This is a genomic window from Dyella sp. 2HG41-7 (genome assembly GCF_021390675.1).
Classification (GTDB): Bacteria; Pseudomonadota; Gammaproteobacteria; order Xanthomonadales; family Rhodanobacteraceae; genus Dyella_B.
This window is the reverse complement of the sequence record NZ_JAJEJV010000004.1, coordinates 3790619-3813307: the sequence shown is the minus strand read 5'-3', so window position 1 is coordinate 3813307 and position 22689 is coordinate 3790619. Positions and strand designations below refer to the sequence as shown.

18 protein-coding genes are annotated in these 22689 nt (G+C 61.0%); 9 read left to right on the top strand and 9 right to left on the bottom strand.

All coding sequences use genetic code 11. The features are described 5' to 3' along the window. Nucleotides 1-4: 4 nt before the first annotated feature. The 3 genes from L0U79_RS18755 to L0U79_RS18745 all read right to left on the bottom strand — a co-directional run bounded on the left by L0U79_RS18755 (nt 5) and on the right by L0U79_RS18745 (nt 4596). Complete coding sequence (locus L0U79_RS18755) at nt 5-751, bottom strand: electron transfer flavoprotein subunit beta/FixA family protein (protein ID WP_233843738.1); 747 nt, start codon at nt 749-751, stop codon at nt 5-7. A 117-nt stretch (nt 752-868) separates the two neighbouring features. Next, nucleotides 869-2965, bottom strand: coding sequence for a glycosyltransferase (locus L0U79_RS18750; RefSeq protein WP_233843737.1), 2097 nt, complete (start codon nt 2963-2965; stop codon nt 869-871). 29 nt (nt 2966-2994) lie between these two features. Next, nucleotides 2995-4596 (bottom strand): electron transfer flavoprotein-ubiquinone oxidoreductase, encoded by a 1602-nt coding sequence (locus tag L0U79_RS18745; RefSeq protein ID WP_233843736.1) that lies wholly within the window; start codon nt 4594-4596, stop codon nt 2995-2997. Nucleotides 4597-4761: 165 nt separating this feature from the next. Between L0U79_RS18745 and L0U79_RS18740 the strand changes: the two genes are divergently transcribed. The 7 genes from L0U79_RS18740 to L0U79_RS18710 all read left to right on the top strand — a co-directional run bounded on the left by L0U79_RS18740 (nt 4762) and on the right by L0U79_RS18710 (nt 11685). Beyond that, complete coding sequence (locus tag L0U79_RS18740; RefSeq protein WP_233843735.1) at nt 4762-6159, top strand: amidase; 1398 nt, start codon at nt 4762-4764, stop codon at nt 6157-6159. An 84-nt stretch (nt 6160-6243) separates the two neighbouring features. Then, entirely contained in the window at nt 6244-6831 is a 588-nt protein-coding gene (locus L0U79_RS18735) for a methyltransferase domain-containing protein (RefSeq protein WP_233843734.1), read from the top strand. Beyond that, on the top strand, nt 6824-7438 hold the full coding sequence (locus L0U79_RS18730) for an alpha-ketoglutarate-dependent dioxygenase AlkB (RefSeq protein WP_233843733.1): 615 nt from the start codon (nt 6824-6826) through the stop codon (nt 7436-7438). The genes L0U79_RS18735 and L0U79_RS18730 overlap by 8 nt, the downstream gene beginning before the upstream one ends. Before the next feature lie 81 nt (nt 7439-7519). After that, a complete protein-coding gene (gene gcvT / locus L0U79_RS18725; protein ID WP_233843732.1) occupies nt 7520-8620 on the top strand; it encodes a glycine cleavage system aminomethyltransferase GcvT in 1101 nt (366 codons plus the stop codon). Between the two features lie 111 nt (nt 8621-8731). After that, entirely contained in the window at nt 8732-9133 is a 402-nt protein-coding gene (gcvH, locus tag L0U79_RS18720; protein ID WP_233843731.1) for a glycine cleavage system protein GcvH, read from the top strand. 585 nt (nt 9134-9718) lie between these two features. Next, complete coding sequence (gene metJ, locus L0U79_RS19335) at nt 9719-10240, top strand: met regulon transcriptional regulator MetJ (protein WP_345778446.1); 522 nt, start codon at nt 9719-9721, stop codon at nt 10238-10240. Nucleotides 10241-10635: 395 nt separating this feature from the next. After that, entirely contained in the window at nt 10636-11685 is a 1050-nt protein-coding gene (locus L0U79_RS18710; RefSeq protein WP_233843730.1) for an energy transducer TonB, read from the top strand. A 94-nt stretch (nt 11686-11779) separates the two neighbouring features. Here the strand turns inward: L0U79_RS18710 and L0U79_RS18705 are convergent, their stop codons facing one another. Beyond that, nucleotides 11780-13093 (bottom strand): serine hydrolase domain-containing protein, encoded by a 1314-nt coding sequence (locus L0U79_RS18705; protein WP_233843729.1) that lies wholly within the window; start codon nt 13091-13093, stop codon nt 11780-11782. A 185-nt stretch (nt 13094-13278) separates the two neighbouring features. Beyond that, nucleotides 13279-14856: a choline dehydrogenase gene (locus L0U79_RS18700; protein ID WP_233843728.1), complete on the bottom strand. Its 1578-nt coding sequence runs from the start codon at nt 14854-14856 to the stop codon at nt 13279-13281. Nucleotides 14857-14976: 120 nt separating this feature from the next. On the opposite strand from L0U79_RS18700, the gene L0U79_RS18695 reads away from it, so the two are divergent. Continuing rightward, the gene (locus tag L0U79_RS18695; RefSeq protein ID WP_233843950.1) at nt 14977-16239 is read left to right on the top strand and encodes an MFS transporter; all 1263 of its coding nucleotides are present in this window, start codon (nt 14977-14979) and stop codon (nt 16237-16239) included. Between the two features lie 4 nt (nt 16240-16243). Here the strand turns inward: L0U79_RS18695 and L0U79_RS18690 are convergent, their stop codons facing one another. From L0U79_RS18690 to mtgA, 3 genes are all read right to left on the bottom strand, one after another. After that, the gene (locus L0U79_RS18690; RefSeq protein WP_233843727.1) at nt 16244-16672 is read right to left on the bottom strand and encodes a CBS domain-containing protein; all 429 of its coding nucleotides are present in this window, start codon (nt 16670-16672) and stop codon (nt 16244-16246) included. 45 nt (nt 16673-16717) lie between these two features. Then, nucleotides 16718-17686 carry a glycosyltransferase family 2 protein gene (locus L0U79_RS18685; protein WP_233843726.1) on the bottom strand — a complete coding sequence of 323 codons (969 nt, stop codon included), beginning with the start codon at nt 17684-17686 and terminating at the stop codon, nt 16718-16720. A 70-nt stretch (nt 17687-17756) separates the two neighbouring features. Next, entirely contained in the window at nt 17757-18503 is a 747-nt protein-coding gene (gene mtgA / locus L0U79_RS18680) for a monofunctional biosynthetic peptidoglycan transglycosylase (protein ID WP_233843725.1), read from the bottom strand. Between the two features lie 114 nt (nt 18504-18617). On the opposite strand from mtgA, the gene L0U79_RS18675 reads away from it, so the two are divergent. Next, nucleotides 18618-19511: an Hsp33 family molecular chaperone HslO gene (locus L0U79_RS18675; protein WP_233843949.1), complete on the top strand. Its 894-nt coding sequence runs from the start codon at nt 18618-18620 to the stop codon at nt 19509-19511. Between the two features lie 18 nt (nt 19512-19529). Here the strand turns inward: L0U79_RS18675 and L0U79_RS18670 are convergent, their stop codons facing one another. Then, complete coding sequence (locus tag L0U79_RS18670) at nt 19530-22358, bottom strand: EAL domain-containing protein (RefSeq protein ID WP_233843948.1); 2829 nt, start codon at nt 22356-22358, stop codon at nt 19530-19532. Nucleotides 22359-22689 lie beyond the last annotated feature (331 nt).

Here is a 22689-nt window from a genome sequence, read left to right as displayed (position 1 = left end):
CTGCTTAAAGCAGGCCTTTCTGCTTCAGCGCGGCGACGAGTTCGGCCGCGTCCTTCACCATCACGCCCTTGCTGCGCTTGGCGGGCGCCGCATAGTGCGTGGTCTTCAACTGATCGTGCGTGTCCACGCCAAGCGACGCGAATTCAATGGTGTCGATGGGTTTGGATTTGGCTTTCATGATGTCCGGCAGTTTGATGAAGCGCGGTTCGTTCAAGCGCAGATCGGTCGTGATCACCGCCGGCAATTCGGCTTCGATAACTTCCAGGCCGGCGTCGACTTCGCGCGTTACCGTCGCTTTGCCGTTGGCGATCTCCACTTTGCTGGCGAACGTCGCCTGCGGACGGTCCCACAGCGCAGCCAGCATCTGGCCCGTCTGATTGGCATCGTCGTCGATGGCTTGTTTGCCCAGGATCACCAAGCCGGGTTGTTCCTTCTCGACCAGCTTCAGAAACGCGCGCGCGGCGGTCAGCGGTTGCACCGCATCCGGCGTCACTACGTGGATGGCGCGATTAGCGCCCATCGCCAGGCCGTTGCGCAAATGTGCGGTCAGATCGGCAGGGCCGATGCCCACGACGACCACTTCCTCGACCACGCCCTTTTCACGCAGGCGCAAGGCCTCTTCCAAGGCGATATCGTCAAAAGGATTGGCGGAAAGCTTCACGCCATCGGTCACCACGCCGGTGCCATCGGGTTTGACCTGGATGCGGACGTTGTAGTCCACCACGCGCTTGTAGCCGACCAGAACTTTCATTTTAGATCCTTCAACCGTGCGCCTTGAGGGGCGCGGAGGGGGTGAGCAAACGCCCATTCTAACCGATGGTCCATCCGGGCACGAATGGACGCGGTCAAGGGGTATTCCCCGGGGATGCTAGGCCGGCTGGCGCGCGGATAGCGCCTGGCGCAGGGCCTCGCGGGCGACATCGAAGGAGAAGTGCTGGCGAATGTTGTCCACGCCCCCGTTGGACAGGCGCAACCACAGCGGCTCATCGTCGTACAGCTTGAGCACCGCGGATGCGAAGGTCGACGAATCATCGGCGACGAGTATGTTTTCGCCGTCCTGCAATCGCATGCCTTCCGCGGCGATGCTGGTTGCAACCACGGGCAGGCCATAGCTCATCGCCATATTGACCTTGCCCTTGACGCCAGCGCCGTAGCGAAGCGGCGCCAAGGCGATACGGCACCCGTCCATCCATGGCGTCAGTTCGTCGACTTTGCCGTGGATTTGAACGCCCGGCTTTGCCAAATGGATTCGAGCCGATTCGGGGATGTCGCCGATAAGATGCAACGTTATATCCGGTCGTGCCGCGTGAATGAGCGGAAAGATATCGCCGACGAGCCAGTTGACTGCATCGACATTGGGCGGATGCCCAAAGCCGCCGACGAACACAACATCCTTGCGTTGAGCGAACGCAACACGTCGGCCGAACACTTCGTGCACGTTGGAAACGAGTTCCACCGTCGCATCGGGAGCTTCTTTGGCGAGCAGCTCTTTCTCGACCGGGCTGACAACTAGTGTGATGTCACTGGCGCGTATCAATTCCAACTCGCGGCGACGCGACGATTGCGCTTGGCGAATCAAGGCGCGATTGCCGGTCAGTTGCGCCGCACGTTGTTCGCGCAGGAAATGCAAATCGACGGTGTCGAAAACGATCTTGGCTTGCGGCGCCATTCGCCGAATCAAACCGAGGTTGGGTGCGGCCACGTAATGCCGTGACAACATCACGGCTTGCAAGGTCTGTTTTTCTTTTGAAAGCCAGCGAACGAGCGACGGTGACCAGGGTTTACAGAGCGTCTGCACACCGATACGTCCCAGCTGAGCGATTTCCTCGTCGCTGGCAAGGCGATTGTCGGCCATGAAGGTCACACGCCATCCCAGTTCGCGCAGCAAGCGCATGATGTTGATCATGCGCAGCGAGCCGGAGTCGCGCGAGGCATCTGGCGCTAGCGCATCGATGACAAGCATATGAGGACGATCATCATGATGGACGACCGATTCGATAGCCGATCCCGCGGTTGGTTGTCGCTTCAGTGCGTCAATCCATTTTTCCGCAAATTTTGTTTTGTTGATGCGTTGATATTGCTTGACGCCGGATTGGAGATCGGTGCCCGAGCTGATGCCCTCGAAGTGCACGACCACGCTTTCTGGCTGATACATGACACGCTTGCCTGCGGCGCGCACGGCGAAAGCAAGATCGGTGTCTTCGTAGTAGGCGGGGGTGTATCGGCTGTCGAAACCATTCACCTGGCGAAACAGTGCCGATTCGATCATGAGCGATGCGCCGGACACGTAATCCGCGTCGCGGCGAAAGCGAAAACGCGGATCGTCCGGCGACTCGAAGCGACCGTAGTTCCAGCCATCGGCGTTTGAAAAAACAATGCCTCCCGCTTCCTGCAGGCGACCATCGGGATAAACCAACCGACTGCCGACGAGGCCGCAATCGGGCTCATCCGCAAAACATTCCAACAACCGATCGAGCCAGCCTGGCGTGACTTGCGTGTCGTTGTTCAAAAACAACAGATGCGATCCGCGCGCTGCCTCGGCGCCGGCATTGCAGCTGCCGATAAAGCCAAGGTTGCGAGGGTTGCTCAGCAGCCGTAAGCCCGCGATCTCGCTTAGCGTCGATGCTGTCGCATCTGGAGAAGCGTCGTTCACCACAATGACTTCGAATGGCGCATTCGCGCCATAACGTGCGATGGATCGAAGGCAGGCAAGCGTGTAGTCAAGCTTTCCGTGCACCGGAATGATGACGGAGACGCGTGGCGCGTCGCTCGTGGGCAGCGCAAAAGGCCACGGAGAATTTTCCATCGGCTCCAATGACAACGCCGGCAACGTTGAAGCGCGTGGCCGGAATTCTTGCGCGATGCGCGTCATCGTGCCCCGCAAGCCACGTTGAGCAACGCTGCTCGTGGTGCGAGTCATCAAGAAATACAGACGCCGAATGCGCCAGGTCAACGAACTGCTCAAAGCCACCTCCGAGTGGCGCTACGGCTGGATTACAGATTCTGGTAATTCGGGCCCGATCCGCCTTCCGGCGTCACCCAGTTGATGATTTGGTACGGGTCTTTGATGTCGCAGGTTTTGCAGTGCACGCAGTTGGCGGCATTGATCTGCAAACGCTTGCCCGATTCATCGTTGACGATTTCGTAAACGTTGGCAGGGCAGAAACGCGTGCAAGGATTGCCGTATTCCTGCGCGCATTTCGTCACGCATACCGACGTATCGGAAACGTGCAGATGAATCGGCTGATCTTCGTCGTGTTCGGTGGCGGCGAAGTACACGCCGGCCAAGCGATCGCGTGGTGGCAGTTCGCGTTGCACGTAGTCGCGTTTGGGTTCTTCGAACTGGCCGAGTTTGTGCAGCGAATTCCAGTCGGGTTTGTTCTTCAGCGTCCAGGGCGATTTGCCGGCGGTGATGGTTTCCCAGGCCGCGTTGAACATGCCGCGCCACAAACCCTTCTTGAAACCAGGCTTGACGTTGCGCACTTTCTTCAATTCGGCCATCACGTCGGAGTCGCGCAGTTTTGCGTCGAAGCCGGCGGGCTTGAGATCGTTCGCAGCGAGATGTTCGGCGGCGAGCATGCCGCTCTTGATCGCCTGGTGCGTGCCTTTGATCTTGGGCACGTTGAGCAGGCCGGCGGTGTCGCCGATCAACAGCGCGCCGGGCATCTCGACGTTGGGCAGCGATTGATAACCGCCGGTGACGATGGCGCGCGCGCCGGCGGAGAGAATGGTGCCGCCTTCAAGCAGCGGTTTGATCAGCGGATGATTCTTCCACTGCTGGAAGGCTTCCCACGGCTGATAATTCGGATCGCTGTAGTCCAGTCCGCTGACGTAACCCAGCGCGATGCGATCTTTGTCCAAGTGATAAAGGAACGCGCCGCCATAGGTGTGCGTGTCAGCCGGCCAGCCAAAGCTGTGGAATATTTTTCCGGGCGTTACGCGCCCCGCGGGCACCTGCCAGAGTTCCTTGATGCCGATCGAATAGCCTTGCGGATCGCTGCTTTTGTCGAGCGAGAAACGCTTGATGAGTTGCTTGGTGAGGCTGCCGCGCGCGCCTTCGGCGAGCACGGTGACCTTGGCTTTGATATCGATGCCTTGCGTGTAACCGGGCTTGTGCGAACCGTCTTTGGCCACGCCCATGTCGCCGATGCGCACGCCCGCCACGGAGCCGTCTTCGTTATAAATAGTGTCGGCGGCGGCGAAGCCGGGGAAGACGTCCACGCCCAACGCTTCGGCCTGCGGCGCCAACCACGCGCACAGCGCGCCCAACGATACGATCACGTTGCCACGGTTGTGCATGCCTGGCGGCACCGGCAGCTTGCGTCCGCCGGTTTTGTTCAGCAGCCAGAATTCGTCTTCGGTCGCAGGCACGCAGATCGGCGGCGGATTGTCGCGCCAGCCGGGCAGCAGGGCGTCCAGCGGCTGCGGTTCGATCACGGCGCCAGAGAGAATCTGCGCGCCGATGGTGGATGCCTTTTCGATCACGCACACCGTCACGTCCGGCTTGAGCTGTTTCAGACGGATCGCGAACGAGAGGCCGGCCGGGCCCGCACCGACGACGATCACGTCATATTCCATCGTCTCGCGTTCGGTCATGGGGTTGGGCTCCGGTGGGGTGGTGGGTGTGAAGAGGCCGCATGGTGGTTCTGGGGGCGGTCCGGACGGTATTCTCCGGGTTCGCCTACTGCGCGGCAAACTTGTGTGTACGTGGACCGGCGACCGTAGGGGAAATAACCGCATTTAACCCGCGCCGGAGCGTGCATGAGTTCTCTACCGCCGATTGCCGATATCGACCTGCGCCGCGCCACGCTCTGCCAGATATTGCACTGGTTGGCCGCCGGTCGAACGCAGCCGGGGAAGCTGGCTGAGGTCTATCTCGGCGCCATCGATCGCATCAATCCGCAGATCAATGCGTATGTCGACGTCAGTCCGGTGTTGTTCACCGAGCAGGCGCGCATGGCCGAACTGCGACGGCGCGATGGCGTGATCGGTCGGTTGGACGGCGTGCCGATTGCGATCAAAGATAACTTCGACATCGCTGGCTGGCCTACGCGCTCGGGCATGCCAAGTTCCGAGCAGCCCGCCGAACAAGACGCGCATGTGGTGGCGCGCTTGCGCGCGTCGGGCGCGGTGCTCGCCGGCAAAACCAATATGGATGAAGGCGCGCTCGGCGCCGTGACCAACAATCCGCATACCGGGCCGACGCACAATCCGTTTCGTAACGGTTATACGGCGGGTGGATCGTCGGGCGGCGCGGCGGCGGCTGTCGCTTCGGGTCTTGCGGTGGCGGCGATCGGTTCGGACAGCTTGGGTTCGATTCGCATCCCGGCCAGCTATTGCGGCGTGTTTGCATTGAAGCCCACGCAAGGCGAAATTTCAGCGCGCGGCATGGCGCCGGCGGCGCGTCGTCTGGATGCCGTCGGCTTGATTGCGCGCGGTGTCGACGATCTCACCGTGTTGCTGCAAGTGTTGGCCGGCTACGACGCGGAAGATGCGCGGTCGCGCCGTCGTCGCGTCGCGTTGTCGCTGCCGGATTGGGAGCCGGGCAAATTGCGCTGCGGTGTGTTGCCCAATCTTGCTGCGCTCGGCGTACAACAGGATGTGATCGATGTCTTCGAGGCTGCGCTGCAAAAGCTCGATCGCGAACTGGGCGAATGCCGCACCGTCGATTTCGACGATTGGCATTTCGCGCGTGCGCGTCGTGCCGGTTTGCTGTTGATGGAATCGGAAATGCTCGGCACGTTCAGCGCGCAACTTGCCAACACGCAACATCCGGTGTCGTCGTCGTTTCGTCGCATGCTCGACTACGCCGCGCGCAAAACGGCCGCCGATTACGCCGAGGCCGATCGCGTGCTCGACGCGGCCACGTTGAAGATGCGCAGACTCTTCGCACAGATCGATGTGCTGGTGATGCCCACCACCCCGCAAGGCGCGTTCCCGCTCGACGGACCGGTGCCCGATACGCAGGCCGATCTCACCAGCTTCGCGAACCTTGCGGGATGTCCAGCGGTAAGCATTCCGATGGGCACGCTGCCCAATGGACTGCCGATCGGCATGCAGTTGGTGGGCGCACGCGGTTCGGATTTGCGCTTGCTTGAGTTGGCGGCCGTCTGGTCGGCCACGCTGGACGTCACACCCGATTACCCCATCATCCCTTGACGCGGGCTTGACGAACCCGTGACTTGACAACGTTTTGTTACGGTACGCCGGGTAAAGTTGGGAAAAACGTCCACATATCCCCTTATGACCGCGTATACGCAACAACTCACGTTTTTTCGCGAATGGATCAAGCATCCGCTGGAAATGGCCTCGGTGCTGCCGTCTGGCCGTCCCTTGGCGCGCATGATGGTGGCCGCGATGCCTGCGCAGGCGGACTGTGTGATCGAACTGGGCGCCGGTACCGGCGTGATCACGGAAGCGCTATTGCAGCACGGCGTTTCGGCCGCGCAATTGTTGGTGCTGGAGATGAATGCCACCTTGCACGGCATCCTGCGTCGACGGTTTCCGCAGGCGCATGTGCTTTGCGCGGATGCGCGACACGTCAACGAACTTGCGCGACGCACCGGCGTGCTGGCGCCGGAAGGCGCGGACGCCATTCTCAGCAGTCTCGGTTTGCTGAACATGCCGCCGGAGCTTCAGCACGATATCCTTTCCGCCGCGTTCGCCGTGCTTCGACCCGGCGGCGTTTTCGTGCAATACACCTACGGTTGGCGCAGCCCGCTGGATGAGCGTGTGTGTCGGCAACTGCGGTTGCGTTGCAACCGTGTGGGCATGGTATGGCGCAATCTGCCGCCGGCGCAGGTGTACACCTATAGGCGCGACGATGGCTGATTGGATCGGCGATACCTGGCAGCGCTTGCCGCTGCTCGATGCCGATGTACGCTACGCGGCGACGTGGCTCGATCATGACGAAGCCGATGCGTTGCTCGCGCGTTTATGGGAAGAAATCCCCTGGGAACAACATCGTCTGCGCATCTTCGGGCGCGACGTGGACGCGCCGCGACTGAGTTGTTGGATCGGCGATCCCGACGCGACGTATTCGTATTCGCGCACGCGCTTCGAACCCAGGCCTTGGACGCCGTCGTTGCATGCGCTGCGTGGACGTTTGGAGAACGCCTGCGGCGCGCGTTTTAACAGCGTGCTGGCCAATCTTTATCGCGGCGGCCAGGACTCGATGGGCTGGCATAGCGACGACGAGCCCGAACTCGGATCGCAGCCGGTAATCGCCTCGTTGAGCCTCGGTGCGGAGCGACGCTTCCGCTTCCGTCGTCGTGTCCCCCGTGGACACCGTGTCGACCCGGTCGGCTTGCCGCTATCGCACGGCAGCCTGCTTTGCATGGCCGGCGATACGCAGCGTCACTACCAGCACGATGTGCCGAAAAACGCCGTCGTGATCGGGATGCGCATGAATCTGACCTTCCGATTGATCCGTCCATGACGCCCTGCAACTTGGATTGATGCGCTGCGGCGGAGATAATGCGGGGTCCCTTCGTCTCCCCCTTACTTTCGCAGGCCTGCAATGACCCAGAAGACCGTACTCAACGCTACCCATCGCGAACTCGGTGCGCGCATGGTCGATTTCGGTGGCTGGGACATGCCGATCAGCTACGGCTCGCAGATCGAAGAGCATCATGCCGTGCGCCGCGATGCGGGCATGTTCGACGTGTCGCATATGACGGTGGTCGACCTGCACGGCGCACGCACGCGCGACTTCCTGCGTCACCTGCTGGCCAACAGCGTCGACAAGCTCAAGGTGCAGGGCAAGGCGTTGTATTCGTGCATGCTTAACGAGCAGGGCGGGGTGATCGACGACCTCATCGTCTATTTCCTCGGTGACGAATTTTTCCGGCTGGTGGTCAACGCCGCCACGCGCGACAAAGATCTGGCGTGGATCGAGCAGCAGGCAAAAGCGTTCAACGTCGCTGTGCAGGAGCGTCCCGACTTCGCCATGATCGCCGTGCAAGGTCCCAACGCGCGCGCCAAGCTCATCGCGCTGTTGCACGAAGTGGATCGGGCGCGCATCGAAAAGCTCGGCCGTTTTGCCGCCGCCGCCGCGCAAGGTCCGCACGGCGTGCCGTTGTTCGTGGCGCGCACCGGTTACACGGGCGAAGACGGTTTCGAGATCATCGTGCCCGAAGACCAGGCTGTCGCCTTGTGGAATGCATTGTCGGCCGCCGGCGTCGCGCCGTGCGGATTGGGTGCGCGCGACACGCTGCGCCTGGAAGCCGGCATGAATCTCTATGGCCAGGACATGGACGAAAACGTGACGCCGTGGGAGGCCGCGCTGGCCTGGACCATCGCGCTCGACGAAGGACGCGACTTCATTGGCCGCAAGGCGCTGGAAGCGCAAAAAGCGCATGGCGTGCCGCACGCGATGGTCGGATTGGTGCTGGATGACAAAGGCGTACTGCGTCACGGTCAGAAAGTGCTGACCCCGCAAGGCGACGGCGAAATTCTTTCCGGCGGCTTCGCACCGACGCTGAATAAGTCGGTGGCCTTCGCGCGCATTCCGTCGGGCGTGACCGGGGATGTGCGCGTCGATATTCGTGGACGTGAAGTGCCGGTGCGCATCGTGAAGTTTCCGTTTGTGCGCGACGGCAAAGCCTGCGAAGGTATCTAACCATCGGGTGCTGGGACACACGGCGTACGCCTAGGGTGTCCCATCGCACGACGTACGCAGTTAGAATTTGTTTCTCCAACCTTTGATCGACATTAACGACTGGACCCGACCATGAGCGCGAGCGAGATTCCCGGCGATCTGAAATTCCTCAAGTCCCACGAGTGGGCCCGTGTCGAAGACAATGGGTTGATTCGCGTGGGTATCTCCAACCATGCGCAAGAGCAGCTCGGCGACCTGGTGTACGTCGAATTGCCGGAAATCGGCGCCAGCGTGCAGGCCGGCACCAGCGCCGCGACGGTGGAATCGGTCAAGGCCGCTTCCGACATCTATTCGCCGGTATCCGGCGAGGTGGTTGAGGTCAACGAGATCCTCAGCGACAAGCCCGAAACCATCAACGAAGACGCTTACGGCGACGGTTGGTTGTTCGTGGTAAAGGCCAGCGATCGCGCCGAACTGAACGAACTGCTCGACGCCGATGCCTATGCCGAACTGATCGAAAACGAAGATCACTGACGCTCGATCCGCTCGCTTTGGATAACGGCCGCCTTGGCGGCCGTTATCGTATCGACGGTTCTCGCACCGAGCGAAAAACAAAAAATCGACGTCGCGTGCACCAAGAAAAAAATGGATGACGGACGTCGCTCGGATGCGCATCGATCGTCTGTTGAAGTTGGTCGGCGGCGCGTCGCTCAGGTGTGCATCGAGGGTGTTCGGGGTGTTCGGGACGACTTTTGGCGTCCGTCGCGGCACGTTCCGGTCTAAATTCGTTCATGCTCCGAATGACCCCTATCAGGCGGTCGGAGCGAGCGGTTGCGCGGCGTTGCGATGCGCATTGCATTACGCATATGCGTGTATCAAGGCGAATGAGAAAAATCGCTGTTTTTAGCTTGTTTTTGGCCTTTTTTAAAAATCAACGAAACCGATTCCTTGAATGCATTTAGTCGTATCGGCAATGAAATTTGCAATGAAAAAATCTCCTCGCGGACCCGTGTCATCGGTGGGGCTTCAGGTCGAAGAGATTGATTTCATGGCAAAAATCAATTGACAGTTGAAATGTTCAGGAATAGCTTTCGCACCATATAACGGGGAACGGTAACAATGGTGGCATCGAAATTCATCAAGCCATACATAGAGCACGGCGAAAAATCCGGCGCGGTGAGAAAGATCACTGTATCGATCCCAATGCACGTATTGCGACTCTTGTCGGACCTCCGCACTTACCGACAGGTCAACAATTTGAGGCACGCCACGAACAGCGATTTGCTGGTTGAGGCGTTCCTCCACGCTTTTACTGGGCAACCACTGCCAACTGATGAGGAGCTAAGACGAACTATGGCCACTGCCAAGAAAACTGCTAGGAAATCGGCTAAGAAAGCTGCCAAGAAATCCACCCGTAAAGCCGCCGCTAAGCGGCCGGTCGCCAAGAAGGCCACCGCTAAGAAGCGCACCGTGCGCAAGACTGCCAAGAAGGCAGCAAAGCGCGTAGGCGCGAAGAAGGCCAGCGCCAAGCGCGTTGGTGCAAAGAAAACCGCCAAGAAGGCAACGCGTAAGCGCACTGCCAAGAAGGCTGCTGCTGCCAAGGTTGTGAAGGCTACCAAGACCTCCAAGGCCAAGAAGTAAGCATAACAATTAGACGTTCTATCGATTTGTCTCCCTGCGGTGCCCAGCGCGGGGAGGTGCTTCGAAAAGCGTTTCGTCCCGGCCATGTGCCGGGACGCTTCATTTTGGGGGCTGCATTTTTCGTCCTTCATTTTCCGCCCCGGAAAATGAGCATAGGTACGGGCTCTCTCGCTCCGGAATAAGAGAATGAGTGCGACCTTTTAGTGAGCCCCCGCCGGCACCGGCGACCCGCCCGCTCAGGCCTCAAACTTCCGTGAACCACCCCACATTTGCCGTGTCGACCCAATCGCGATACCTTTGATCCATCCGCGCCGCGGCGAACCTTGGGGGAAAGCCGCTCCTGGATAACAGGGGGGAAGCGCGGGTATCTGATGCCACGCAGTTAGTGAGAAATCATGGATACCCGAAATAACATGCGTTATGCGCGCTCGCGTGCGCGCGGGGCGATTAAGCCCGTCACCATCGCGATTCTTGTCGTCGTTGGAATCTTGGCCGTTCTGTCATGGTTCCTCATCATCAAGCCGCATGAGGACATGGTGAGCGTCGATCAGGGCGGACATCCGTCCACGCCCGTCGCCGTTAGCCAACAGGCGGCGCCGGTCAATGTGGAGGCGATGAGCCTTAACGATCTTCTGACCGAAGCCCGCAGCGCGATGAACCAGCAGCGCGTGATTGCGCCGGCCGGCAACAACGCCTTCGAGTTCTATCTCAAGGTGTTGCAGAAGCAACCAGGCAATCAGGTCGCGGCGGACGCGCTGCGCGAAACGTTCCCGTTTGCGGCGAGCAACGTGGAGCAGGCGATCAACCAGCGCCAATTCAGCGAAGCCGATCGCGAGATCGACTTGCTGTCGAAGGTCGATCCCACCAACTACACGTTGACGATCTTGCGCTCCAAGCTCGACGCGCAGCGCAAGACGCTCGACGAGCAGCAGCAGAAGCAGCTCGACCAACAGCATCAGGCGGAACTTGCGGCGCAGAAGGCGGCGGCCGATAAGGCTGCGTCTGACAAGGCGCTCGCCGACAAGGCGGCGTCCGACAAGGCGGCGCAGCAGCAAGCCGCTCAGGTTGCGCAGCAGGAGAAGATCAAGCAAGACGAAGCCAGAAAAGCTGCCGCAACCTCCGATGTGGCCGCCACGACCCCCGCTGCTGGCGGCGGCGGTGGTGAAACGCGCGATGCAATACCGATCTCCACCATTCGTCCGCGCTATCCGACCGCCGCGCTTCGCAACAACCAGGAAGGTTGGGTGGATGTGCAGTACATGGTGAATTCGGACGGCAGCGTGTCCAACATCACGGTGGTCAGCGCCGAACCGCGGCACGTGTTCGACAGCGCCGCCATCGATGCGATCCGCCGCGCGAAGTTCTCGCCCGCGATGCGCGACGGCGCCGCGATCGCCGCGCAGCAGCAGAAGCGTATCGAGTTCAAGCTGAGCAGTTCGCAGTAAGCGTTCTGCCGATACTGGAAGAGACGAAGAGGCGGACCCTAGGGTTTCGCCTCTTCGCTTTTAGGCGGTCCGCGCAAGCACGCGAAAGGTCGGATCAGCTTCCGCGATGACGATGCCGGCGCGGCGATGCGTGGTTGGCGGGAGGATCGCTTTCCACACCGGCCCAGTCCACGTGCGGCAGACCGAGCATGGCGTCGAATACCATCGGCATCAGGTCGGTGCCAACGGAGCCGGAGGAGTTCCACATCGACACCATGCCGACGTGATACTTCGGAAAGAACGCGATCATCGTGCGATAACCCTCGACCGCGCCGGCGTGGAAGATCATCGTCTCGCCGCCATAGGTGAACACGCGCCAGCCGAGACCGTAGCTGGCGGAGGTCAGGCGCGCATGCCGCCACGGCGTGCCGTGCGTTTCGGCCGGCGTCGGTACGCCTGGCGCGTGCAGCACATCGAGCAGCGGTTGCGACAGCACATCGGGGCGTCCACCCATCTGCGCGATCAACCATTGCTCCATATCGCGCAGACTCGCGTTGACGCCTGCCGCCGGCGCGACGCGGTAATACGCTTCCTTCGGATCGAACGGTTCCCAGGCGTGCGCGCCGCGCTGACGATGCGGCCGCGCCCAGCTCTTGCTGCTTTCCAGCGCTTCGCGTCCGTAACTGGCGGTGGTCATGCCGAGCGGAAAAAAGATCCGCTTGTCGACTTGGTGATAGAAGAAGTCGCCGGTTTCGGCATAGATCAAATCGCCGATCAAACTGAAGGCGACGTTCTGGTAGCCGTAGCATTCGCCTACGTTGCAGGTGAGCGTCACCTCGTCGAGTTTGCGCACGAGTTCCTCATAAGGAACATTGTCTTCCAGCATCTGATCGTACGTGTTGTGCGGAAGCCCAATGCGCTGCCCGAGAATGTCCCTGACCGTCGCCTGGCTGGACGCCTGCGCATTCTTCAATTGGAAGAACGGTAGCGCGTCGGCGAGTTTGGTGTCCCAGGTGAAGCGCCCATCGTCGATCAGCAAGCCCGTAACGGCGGTGGCGAACGCCTTGGAGAGCGAGGCAAGCCGAAACACGGTTGCCGGAGTGATCGGTTCTTGCGTCGATGTATCCGCATAGCCGAGGGTGCGTTCGAAAACTACTTTGTTGTCTTGCACGACCGCGGTCGCCATGCCGGCGACTTCATTGCGTTGCGCGACCACGTCCAACCAATGCGAGTACGCATCCAGCGCCGCCTTGACGCGTTCGGGCGGAAGTGTGGAAGTGGCGTTCAAATCGGTCGCATCTTGCCGCAGCGGATGGACGTCCGCCGACGGTTGCGTACTCGTCGAGGTTGCCGGCGTCGCGAAAGCGGACGTCAGTGTCGCAGTGATGCCGAGCAAACCGGCGATCAACGGGGAAAACGTACGGATCATACTGCTCCGCTTCTATCGGGCGTGGCGCCACGCCTGGGTTCATGGGCTGGGGTAGGCCGTCCATGGATGTGCCCGAATTGTCCTGTACTTCGGACGAGGTCACAACGCTGTGATGCGGGCAACGGGCGTTGCCGCGTGGTTAATCAAAGACCGGCCTCAACCGTGAATGTTCCGCCATGCACGCGTCACGCAAGCATGAGGGCGGCTGCGCGTTCAGCGATCATGATGGTGGGTGCGTTGGTATTGCCGCTGGTCAAGGCAGGCATCACCGAGGCGTCCACCACGCGTAAACCGTCCACGCCCTGAACGCGCAATTCGCTATCGACGACCGCCTGCGCGTCCCGACCCATGCGGCAGGTGCCGACCGGGTGGTAAATGGTTTCGGCCTTGCGACGGATAAAGGCCTCCCACTCGGCATCGCTCGCGGGGTTGGATTCGGGAAAAACCGCACGGCCGCGATACGGATCAAATGTCGATTGGGCGAATATCTCGCGCGACAGTTTCGCCGCTTCGATCATGCGCGCGAGATCGTGACCTTCCGGATCGCTCAGGTAACCAGCGTGAATCGCGATGGGCGAAGAAGGATCGGCCGATCGCAACCGCAACCGCCCACGACTGCGCGGATGCAGATAACAGGCATGCAGCGTGTAACCGACACCGCGAAGCCGATGACGGCCGTGATCGTCCAACAAGGCCGGCACGAAATGAAATTGCATATCGCAGCGCGCATCCGTCGCCAAGCGGCTGCGCACGAAGCCGCCCGACTCGGCGATGTTGGAACTGCCGGGTCCATCGCGATGGCGCAGAAAACGCCATCCCACAGCAAGTTCGTTGAGCTTGTCGTAAGTGACGTTTCGCGTGCAATGGACGAGCGTGCAAATATCCAGATGGTCTTGCAGTCCCTCGCCGACGCCCGGTAGATGCGCGACCGGCGAGATGCCGTGTTCGCGCAGATGATTGGCGGGGCCGATGCCCGAAAGCATCAACAGTTGCGGCGAATTGATCGCACCGGCGGCGAGTATGACGTTGCCGGCGCGAACGATTTCGCTCCCCTGTGCGTGACGCAGTTGCACGCCCGTCACGCGTCCGTGTTCGATGACGATCTGTTCCACCAACGCACGAGTGCGGACCTGCAGATTGGTTCTTTCGCGTACTGGATGAAGGTAGGCCGCCGCTGCGGAACAGCGCGCGCCGTCGCGTTGCGTCACTTGGTAGAAGCCGAATCCGGCTTGTGTGGGGCCGTTGAAATCGGCGTTGCGTTCGAAACCTGCGCCGACCGCGGCGTCGATCAAGGCGGCGGAAAGTTCATTGCGGTAGCGCAGATCTGACACGTACAGCGGGCCGTCGACCGCATGCAGCGCACTCGCGCCGCGTGTGTTGTTTTCGCTGTGCAGAAACCACGGCAATACGTGCGACCAGGACCAGCGTTCGTCGTCGGTAGCCTGTGCCCAGGCGTCGTAGTCGGCAGGTACGCCGCGCACATAGCACATCGCATTGATCGAACTGGAGCCGCCCAGCGTTTTGCCGCGTGGCCACCAAAGGCGACGGTTGAGCAAATGCGGTTCCGGCTCGGTTTCGTAATTCCAGTTCAGCCGTCGATTCTTGGCCAGGTGCGCAAGGCCCGCCGGCATGTGGATAAACGGGTGCCAATCGGCGCCGCCGGCTTCCAGCAGCAACACGCGTTGGCTTGCGCGAGCGCTCAAGCGATTGGCCAATACGCATCCGGCCGAACCGGCGCCGACGATCACGTAGTCGTACTCCATGCCATCCCCCTTTCTCGCGATCTTGCGTCAGCGGAGCATGCTAGTCTTGCGCGGCCTTCCGCTGGAACCCACCCAGTGCCATCGTTGTCCCCCGATACTGCCCGTCACGACGACACGCCGATGGTGTCGGCGCTCGCATTTTTCTTTGTGATGACCGCGTACTACATCATCCGTCCGGTGCGCGATCAGTTGGGCGGCGCCGTGGGATCCTCGCAACTGCCGTTGTTCTATGCCGTGACGTTTCTGGCCATGCTGGTGCTGACGCCGATCTTCGGCGCGCTGGTGGCGCGTTTTACAAGACGATCGCTGCTTGGCTGGAGCTACAGTTTTTTCATTCTGTGCCTGCTCGCCTTGATTCCTGCATTTCTCGCGCAGGATCGCATCGGCGCACGCACGCTGGGCGTGGTGTTCTTCGTCTGGGTCAGCGTATTCAACCTGTTTGTGGTGTCGCTGTTCTGGAGCTTCATGGCGGATGTTTTCGACAGCCGGCGTGCGCGCGAAGTGTTCTCGCTGATCGCCCTAGGAGGCATGGCCGGTGCGCTGGTCGGCCCCATGCTGACTCGTCTGCTGGTGGGTTTGATTGGCGTCGCGCCGCTGCTGCTGGTGTCGGCGGTCATGCTCGCCGCATCGCTGTGGCTGCTGCTGCGGATATCGGTGCAGCGTGCGCAACATGGCGAAGGCGAACAAGCCGTCGGCGGTTCGCTGTGGGCCGGCGTTCGAGAGCTTTGGTCGAAGCCGTTCCTGCGCTGGATGGCAATTCTGATGCTGCTAGGCGACGGCGTGGGCACGCTCGCTTATGCGCTGGTCGCCGACTACGCCAAAGCGCACCTGAGCGCTGCAGGTGCGCGTACGGCGTTCTACGCGAATATCGACTGGGCGACGAATCTGCTTGGCGTGCTGCTTCAACTTACGTGGACGCGCTGGCTGCTGATGCGTCGCGGCACGATGTGGGCGTTGGTGTTGCCGCAAGTGGTGAACCTCGGCCTTCTGATCGTGGTGGTGTTCGGCGGCCATGGTCAGTTGAACGTGTTCGGTTACGGCATTCCCCTGCTGGCGATGATGATGGTCGGTACGCGCGGTTTCATGTACGGCATGACCAAGCCGGCCAGCGATGCGCTGTACACCCGCGTGCCGCGCGAAACGCGCTACAAGGGTAAGAATTTCGTCGAGACGGCAGTGTGGCGATTCGGCGATGTGGTGTTCACCAGCGGCATCAGCGCGCTGGTCAAGCTGGGCGTCGGCGTGGGCAGCATCGCGCTGATCGGCGTCGGTGCGTCGTCATTGGCCACGTGGATCGCCGGCAAAGCCGCCACGTCGCCGGATCTGGCTCCCGAAAAGGGAGCCAGTTCGACGCAAACGCCCGGCGAAGCAGTGCGCTCTTAAGTAATTAGCTGGTGATGTAACGCTGCAATTGTTCGATCTGCTCGGCCTGCGCGCTAATCACTTCCTTCACCAGATCGCCGATCGAGATCACGCCCATCACGCGCGTGCCGTGCAGCACCGGCAAATGTCGCACGCGGCTGTCGGTGCATAGGCGCATGCAATCGAACACATCGGTATCCGGCGTAACGGAAAGCACCGGACTGCTCATGATGTCCGACACAGGCGTTTGCGCCGACGATCGACCTTGCAGAATGACTTTACGCGCGTAGTCGCGTTCGGAAACGATACCGACCAGTTGCTCGCCACGCATCACCAGCAACGCGCCGACCCCTCGCTCGGCCATGTGTTTGATCGCGTCCAGCACCGGCGCTTCCGGCGCGACGGCGAAGATGTCGTTGCCTTTCCTGTCCAGCAAATGCTTGACCTGACGCATCCAGACCTCCCCGACGGCCGTGGCAGTGGCCGTGTAAGGGCCAGTTTAGCGCTCAGGCGTTTCCCGGGTGTGAAACGTTTCGTGCGACGCGGGCAGGTGCTCTTCTTCGATGAAATACAGCGGCCGCTGTTTGGTTTCGTTGTAATTGCGACCCAGGTATTCGCCGATCACGCCGAGCGCCAGCAGCTGAACGCCGCCGAGGAAAAGCACCACCACCATCAAGCTCGGATAGCCCGGTACGGGATCGCCGTGCAGCAGGGCTTTGAGCAATACCTTCAAACCGAACAGGAACGCCAGTATCGCGGCTGCAAGGCCGGTCCACGTGGCGAGTTTCAGTGGCGCGCTGGAAAACGAGGTAATGCCTTCGATGGCCAATTGGGTGAGGCGCCAGTAATTCCATTTCGTTTTGCCGGCCAAGCGCGGGTCGCGCATATAGCTGATCGAGGTCTGACGATAGCCGATCCAGGCAAACAGGCCCTTCATAAAACGCTGGCGTTCGCGCAGTTGCGCCAACGCGGCGAGCGCGCGACGCGAGAGCAGGCGGAAGTCACCGGTGTCGCGCGGCACGGCGACATCCGACATCATTTCCATCGTGCGATAGAACGCGGCCGCGGTGAAACGTTTGAAGCCGGTTTCGCCTGCGCGTGCGCTGCGTGTGGCATAGACCACGTCGAAGCCGGCTTGCCATTGTTGCACCAACTGCGGAATCAGTTCGGGCGGATCCTGCAGATCCGCGTCGATCACCACGGCGGCATCGGCATCGACATGGTCGAGACCCGCCGTCAAAGCCGCTTCCTTGCCGAAATTTCGCGACAGCTTCAACGTGCCCACGCGCGGATCGGATGCAGCGAGCGATTGCATGATCGACCAGGTGTCGTCGCGGCTGCCGTCGTCGACGTACAGCACATCGCACGACAGCGGCAGCTGGTCCAATACGCCGGACAAGCGCGCGTGGAAGGCGGCAAGCACGGCCGATTCGTTGTAAGCGGGTACGACTACCGTAAGTCGCGGCATGCCAGAAGGTCCGATGCGGCAAGAATCAGGAAAGTGTTTGAAGTGTAAGCGGTACGCGAGCGCTTGTGCTTCAGCGCCGTCGCGACGTTCGAACATCGCGTGGGGGCTGTCGGCTTTGCAGGTAGCCCGGGCCGCCGAGCTGGCTCATTTGCTGCTCGATCCACGCGGCTCGCTCCATCACGTAGCCGCTGGGGCGTTCCACATGAAAGCGGTCCGGGTTGGGTAGCACCGCGGCCAGTCGCGCGGCCTGTGCGGGGCTCAGCTGCGCCGGCGACTCGCGGAAGAACGTTTCGCTCGCCGCGCCAACGCCGTAAACGCCATCGCCGAATTGCGCGATGTTGAGGTACACCTCAAGGATGCGCTGCTTGGGCCATGTGATTTCCAGCAACACCGTGAAATACGCTTCCAGCCCTTTGCGCACGAAACTACGGCCGTTCCACAAAAACAGATTCTTCGCCGTTTGCTGACTGATCGTGCTGGCGCCGCGCAGACGTTTGCCGTCGTCGGCCGCATCGATCGCCGTCTCGATGGAGCCGAAATCGAAGCCGTGGTGGAACGGGAATTTCTGGTCCTCGCCGGCCACCATGGCGATCGGCGCCCACGGCGAAATCCGCGACCAAGGCACCCAGTGATGACGCAGCTGGAAATCTTTTTCGCCGTGAATCAGCGCATCCACATGCCGTTCCATGATCACCGCCGACGTCCAGGGCGGCACGAAACGCAAGACCAGCACCACGAACCAGCTCAAGGCCAGCCATGACAGGATCATGATGCCGAGATAACGCAGCAGACGGCGGAAAGGCGGAAGATGCGGCATGGGCGGCACGGTTGAAAAATTCCTCGCAGTATAAGTGCCGGCCGGCGTCAGCTATTGTTCCTCCCAGGGCGAGCCCCCATGTCTCGTCCCTTGGCTTGGTATGAGGTCGTACACGTGGAAACCGTGCTTGTTGAAGATGTGCTCCACCGTTTTCTGCTTGAACGCGCCGGCGTCCGGGGCGTCATCGTGCGGTTGGGACCGGCCTGGCGCGAGGTCGCCGGGCGCGCCGAATATCCGGAACCGCTGCGGGATCTGCTTGGCGAGGCGCTGGCCGCCAGCGCGCTGCTGACCGGCAACATCAAATTCGACGGTTCCTTGTCGATCGAGCTCAAGAGCGCCGGCGCTCTGCGTTTGCTGTTCGCCGAATGCAGCGATAGCGGCCGTCTGCGCGGCCTTGCGCGCTGGAATGCGGCGCTGCCCGATCCCTTGCATCTGAGCGAACTGCCGGAAGCGATCATGGCCATCACCATCGGCCAAGCCGATCGCGGCCAGCGATATCAGGGCCTGATCGATCTGGGGCATCCCGATTTGGCCGGTGCGCTGGAGAATTATTTTCTGCAGTCCGAACAATTGCCCGCGCGTTTGGTGCTCGCCGCCGACGGTCAGCATGCGGTTGGGCTGATGCTGCAGAAGTTGCCGGGCGAAGGCGGTCACGATGCCGCGGAAGATGAAGATGCGTGGACACGCATCGAACATCTCACTGCGACTTTGGGTCGCGAGGAACTGCTCAGCACGGCGCCGGAAGACTTGCTCTATCGCCTCTATCACGAAGAAACCGTGCGTTTGTTCGAGCCGCGTCCGCTGGCCTTCGGCTGCAGCTGCTCGCGCGAGCGGGTGGAAGCGATGTTGCGTACGCTTGGCCGCGAAGAAATCGAAGCAACGCTGGAAGCGCAGCACGGCCTGATCGAAGTGACGTGCGAATTTTGCGCGCGCACGTATTCGTTCGATCGCGTCGATGCGCAGCATGTGTTGAGTGGCGGCGTCGCCGCGTCGCCGACGGTGCAGTAAGCGAACGACGCGTCGAAATCAGTCGGCGGAAATCGCGGTGCCCAGCCACACTTCCGCCGGCTGCGGCCTGGCGAACAGGAAACCCTGACCGAAGCGACATCCGATGTGGCGCAGCGCCTGACGCTGCGCTTCGTCTTCGATGCCCTCGGCGATCACCTGCATTTGCAGCGAATCGGCCAACACCTGGATGGCGCGCACGACGGGCACGCTGGCGCTGTTGGCCGTGGCGAGTTCGACGATAAACGAGCGGTCGATCTTCAGCGTTTCGATCGGGTACTGATGCAAATAGCTCAGTGACGAATAACCCGTGCCGAAGTCGTCCAGCGCAATGCTCACGCCGTGCTGGCGCAAGTTGTCCAGCATGCGCTTCACCTGCGCGGGATTTTCCAGCAGGGTGCGTTCGGTCACTTCGATGCGCAGCGAACGCGGATTCACGCGATGGGTGCGCATCAGATTGAGCAGGCGCTCATCCAAATCGATTTGACGGAAATGCCGGCCCGATACGTTGAGGCTGACGAAACCGCTGGAGCCTGCCAGCATGCTCGCTTGCGAGGCGATTTGTTCGAAGATCTGCCAGTCGATGCTTTCGGCGCTGCCGTTTTCTTCCGCCACGGCAAGAAAGTCGCCGGGACACAGGAAACCGCGTTCCGGATGACGCCAGCGCAATAGCGCTTCATATCCGACCGTGCGGCCGTCTTCGAGCGACACGATCGGCTGATAGAACGGTACGAATTCGTTACGCGTCAGCGCGCGGCGCAAGTCGCCTTCCATTTCCAATAGCGACAAGACTTCGCGACGCAGGCGATCGTCGAAAATAGCCGCGCGGTGGCGGCCTTCGTCTTTGGCGCGATACATCGCGGCATCCGCGTCGCGCAGCAGTTCTTCCGGTTGCTGATAATGCGCGCCGGGCAATGCGATACCGATCGATGCGGAAGTAAAAATTTCTTTCACGCCGAGACGGAACGGCACGTGCAGCTCGGCGATAATGCGGTCGGCGATTACCTTCGCTTTGCTCGCATCGCTGATGCCTTCCAGCAACACTGCGAATTCGTCGCCACCCAAGCGCGCCACCAAATCGCGTGTTTTCAGGCACGCGCGAATACGGCTGCCGGCCTGGAACAGCAGATCGTCGCCGATCAAGTGGCCCACGGAATCGTTGATCACCTTGAAGCGATCGAGGTCGATAAACAGCACCGCGAACAGTTTTCCGGGTTCGGCGTGATAAGCCTGCAAGGCTTGTCCAAGCCGCTGCAGCAGCAACGTGCGATTGGGCAAACCCGTCAACGAATCATGCAGGGTTTCATACATCAACCTGCGTTCGACACGTTCGCGTTCCGCAATCTGTTCGCGCAAATCGCGGTTGGCGAGCGCGAGCGCACGCGTGCGTTCGGTGACGCGCCGCTCCAAATTGAGGTACGCCTGCTTCAGCGTTTCGCTGGTTTGCTTGCGCTGCAACGCATTGGCGATGTGATAGCTGACGAAGGTCAGCAGTTCTTGGTCGCGCGCATCGTAAATATGTTTGGGCGAGTAACTCTGCACCGCAAGCACGCCCATCACGCGGTCGTCCCACACTAACGGAACGCCGAGCCAGCATACGGATTTCGCGCCTTTTTGCGCGCATTCTCCGGCGGCGGCGAGTTGATCGAAAGTCTGCCGGTCGGCGAGCAAGGGCTTGCCGTGTTTAAGTACGTATTCGGTGGCGCCGTTGTCGACCGGGCGCGAAACGCGCGGCGGTTCGATTTCGTCCACGGAATACGGGAACGTAATGTTCTGACCGTTCTCGTCGAGCAGCGCGATATAAAAGTTGCGCGCGTAGAGCAAGCCGCCGACCACGCGATGCACGGCGGCGTAGAAGTTTTGTTGGCTTTCCGGCGCGCTCGCCAGTTCCGCGATGCGGAACAACGCCGATTGCAGACGCTCGCCGCGTTGACGCTGCAACACCTGCTGGCGCAACACGCGATTGGTCGCGCGTAGCGCGGCCGTGCGATCGGCGACACGTCGTTCCAGTTCCGCATGCGCTTCGCGTCGTTCCAACGCGGTTTGCATGTGTTGGGCGACGTAGTTGAGAAGGTCGCGATCGTTGTGTGTGTAATGCGTGTCGGACCGATAGCTTTGCACGACGATGCCGCCGACCGCCTGGTTGCCGCGCAACAACGGAACGCCTAGCCAGTGTTCGCAGGCGGGGCCGACCAGCGCAAAGCGTCCTTCGAGCTGCCGCGACAGTTCTTCCACCGAACCCATGATGGGCTGCGCGTTTTGCAGCAGGTTCCACGACAAGCTGTAGCGCATGTCCTGCAGCGGATAGGTTTCGTCGGGCGCGGGCGGCTTTTCGTCGGCCGTGTCCACGTAATACGGAAACCGCACGCTGTCGCTGGCTGGGTCGTACAAAAAGATGAAGAAGTTCTCGGCGTACATCAGCATGCCGACGATGGCGTGCAGCGACTGCATCATCTCCGTCATGTTGTGCGCGGTGGCGGCCAGTTCGGCGATGGCGTAGAGGGCGCGTTGCAGTCGCTCGGCCATGGCAAGGCGCGAAATGGATTCGTACAGGCGCCCGGTTTCGTGCAGTTGTCGCACACGGATGCCCGCGATTCGCCCTAGCCAGACGACCAGCGCATGCGTCTCTTCGCTCACCGAAGAGAGGTCTCCTTCCAGTACCAGAGTATGGAGGGTCTGGGGATCGATGGCGAGATTGAGCAGACCCTGACCCACAGGCGCACTCTCTGCCTCTGGTGGGACCCAACGAAGAGACCCTTTGACGCCCAAATGGGCCAGCGCCGTCTCACAGACTTCCAAGACGCTGACCGCGTCTCCCGCCCGGAAAAGCCGCTCCAGAACGTCGCGCAGCTCGGCCGGGACGTTCCCGCCTAGTCTTTTTGCGAAACTCCGGCTGTCAGGCACTGAACTCATGATCAGTGGGCGGGTCCATCTTTGATATGTCGGATGACTATATATCGTGAAGATACCGTCATGTGGCCGCTGCCCATGGCTTTCTTTGCCTGATTTAGCTGAATAGCCACTCCATGCATCCCTCGTGCCAGCAAGTGGTTGTTCGACCGCGCGTTTTGCCCCACCAGAGCACAGAAAACGCGACCGGGTCGGGGTGTTAGTAAAAAGTAAAACAAGGTATACTTAACACCGGGAATCCGTACTCTTTAACGAGCGCGGATCGGGATTC

Bases quoted from the DNA above. Each gene is read 5' to 3' on its own strand.
- L0U79_RS18735 (WP_233843734.1), top strand. From the start codon at position 6,244: ATGACCGCGTATACGCAACAACTCACGTTTTTTCGCGAATGGATCAAG.
- L0U79_RS18730 (WP_233843733.1), top strand. From the start codon at position 6,824: ATGGCTGATTGGATCGGCGATACCTGGCAGCGCTTGCCGCTGCTCGAT.
- L0U79_RS18705 (WP_233843729.1), bottom strand. From the start codon at position 13,093: ATGATCCGTACGTTTTCCCCGTTGATCGCCGGTTTGCTCGGCATCACT.
- gcvH (WP_233843731.1), top strand. From the start codon at position 8,732: ATGAGCGCGAGCGAGATTCCCGGCGATCTGAAATTCCTCAAGTCCCAC.
- L0U79_RS18685 (WP_233843726.1), bottom strand. From the start codon at position 17,686: ATGCCGCGACTTACGGTAGTCGTACCCGCTTACAACGAATCGGCCGTG.
- gcvT (WP_233843732.1), top strand. From the start codon at position 7,520: ATGACCCAGAAGACCGTACTCAACGCTACCCATCGCGAACTCGGTGCG.
- metJ (WP_345778446.1), top strand. From the start codon at position 9,719: ATGGTGGCATCGAAATTCATCAAGCCATACATAGAGCACGGCGAAAAA.
- L0U79_RS18710 (WP_233843730.1), top strand. From the start codon at position 10,636: ATGGATACCCGAAATAACATGCGTTATGCGCGCTCGCGTGCGCGCGGG.
- L0U79_RS18690 (WP_233843727.1), bottom strand. From the start codon at position 16,672: ATGCGTCAGGTCAAGCATTTGCTGGACAGGAAAGGCAACGACATCTTC.
- L0U79_RS18700 (WP_233843728.1), bottom strand. From the start codon at position 14,856: ATGGAGTACGACTACGTGATCGTCGGCGCCGGTTCGGCCGGATGCGTA.
- L0U79_RS18740 (WP_233843735.1), top strand. From the start codon at position 4,762: ATGAGTTCTCTACCGCCGATTGCCGATATCGACCTGCGCCGCGCCACG.
- L0U79_RS18695 (WP_233843950.1), top strand. From the start codon at position 14,977: ATGGTGTCGGCGCTCGCATTTTTCTTTGTGATGACCGCGTACTACATC.
- L0U79_RS18745 (WP_233843736.1), bottom strand. From the start codon at position 4,596: ATGACCGAACGCGAGACGATGGAATATGACGTGATCGTCGTCGGTGCG.
- L0U79_RS18755 (WP_233843738.1), bottom strand. From the start codon at position 751: ATGAAAGTTCTGGTCGGCTACAAGCGCGTGGTGGACTACAACGTCCGC.
- mtgA (WP_233843725.1), bottom strand. From the start codon at position 18,503: ATGCCGCATCTTCCGCCTTTCCGCCGTCTGCTGCGTTATCTCGGCATC.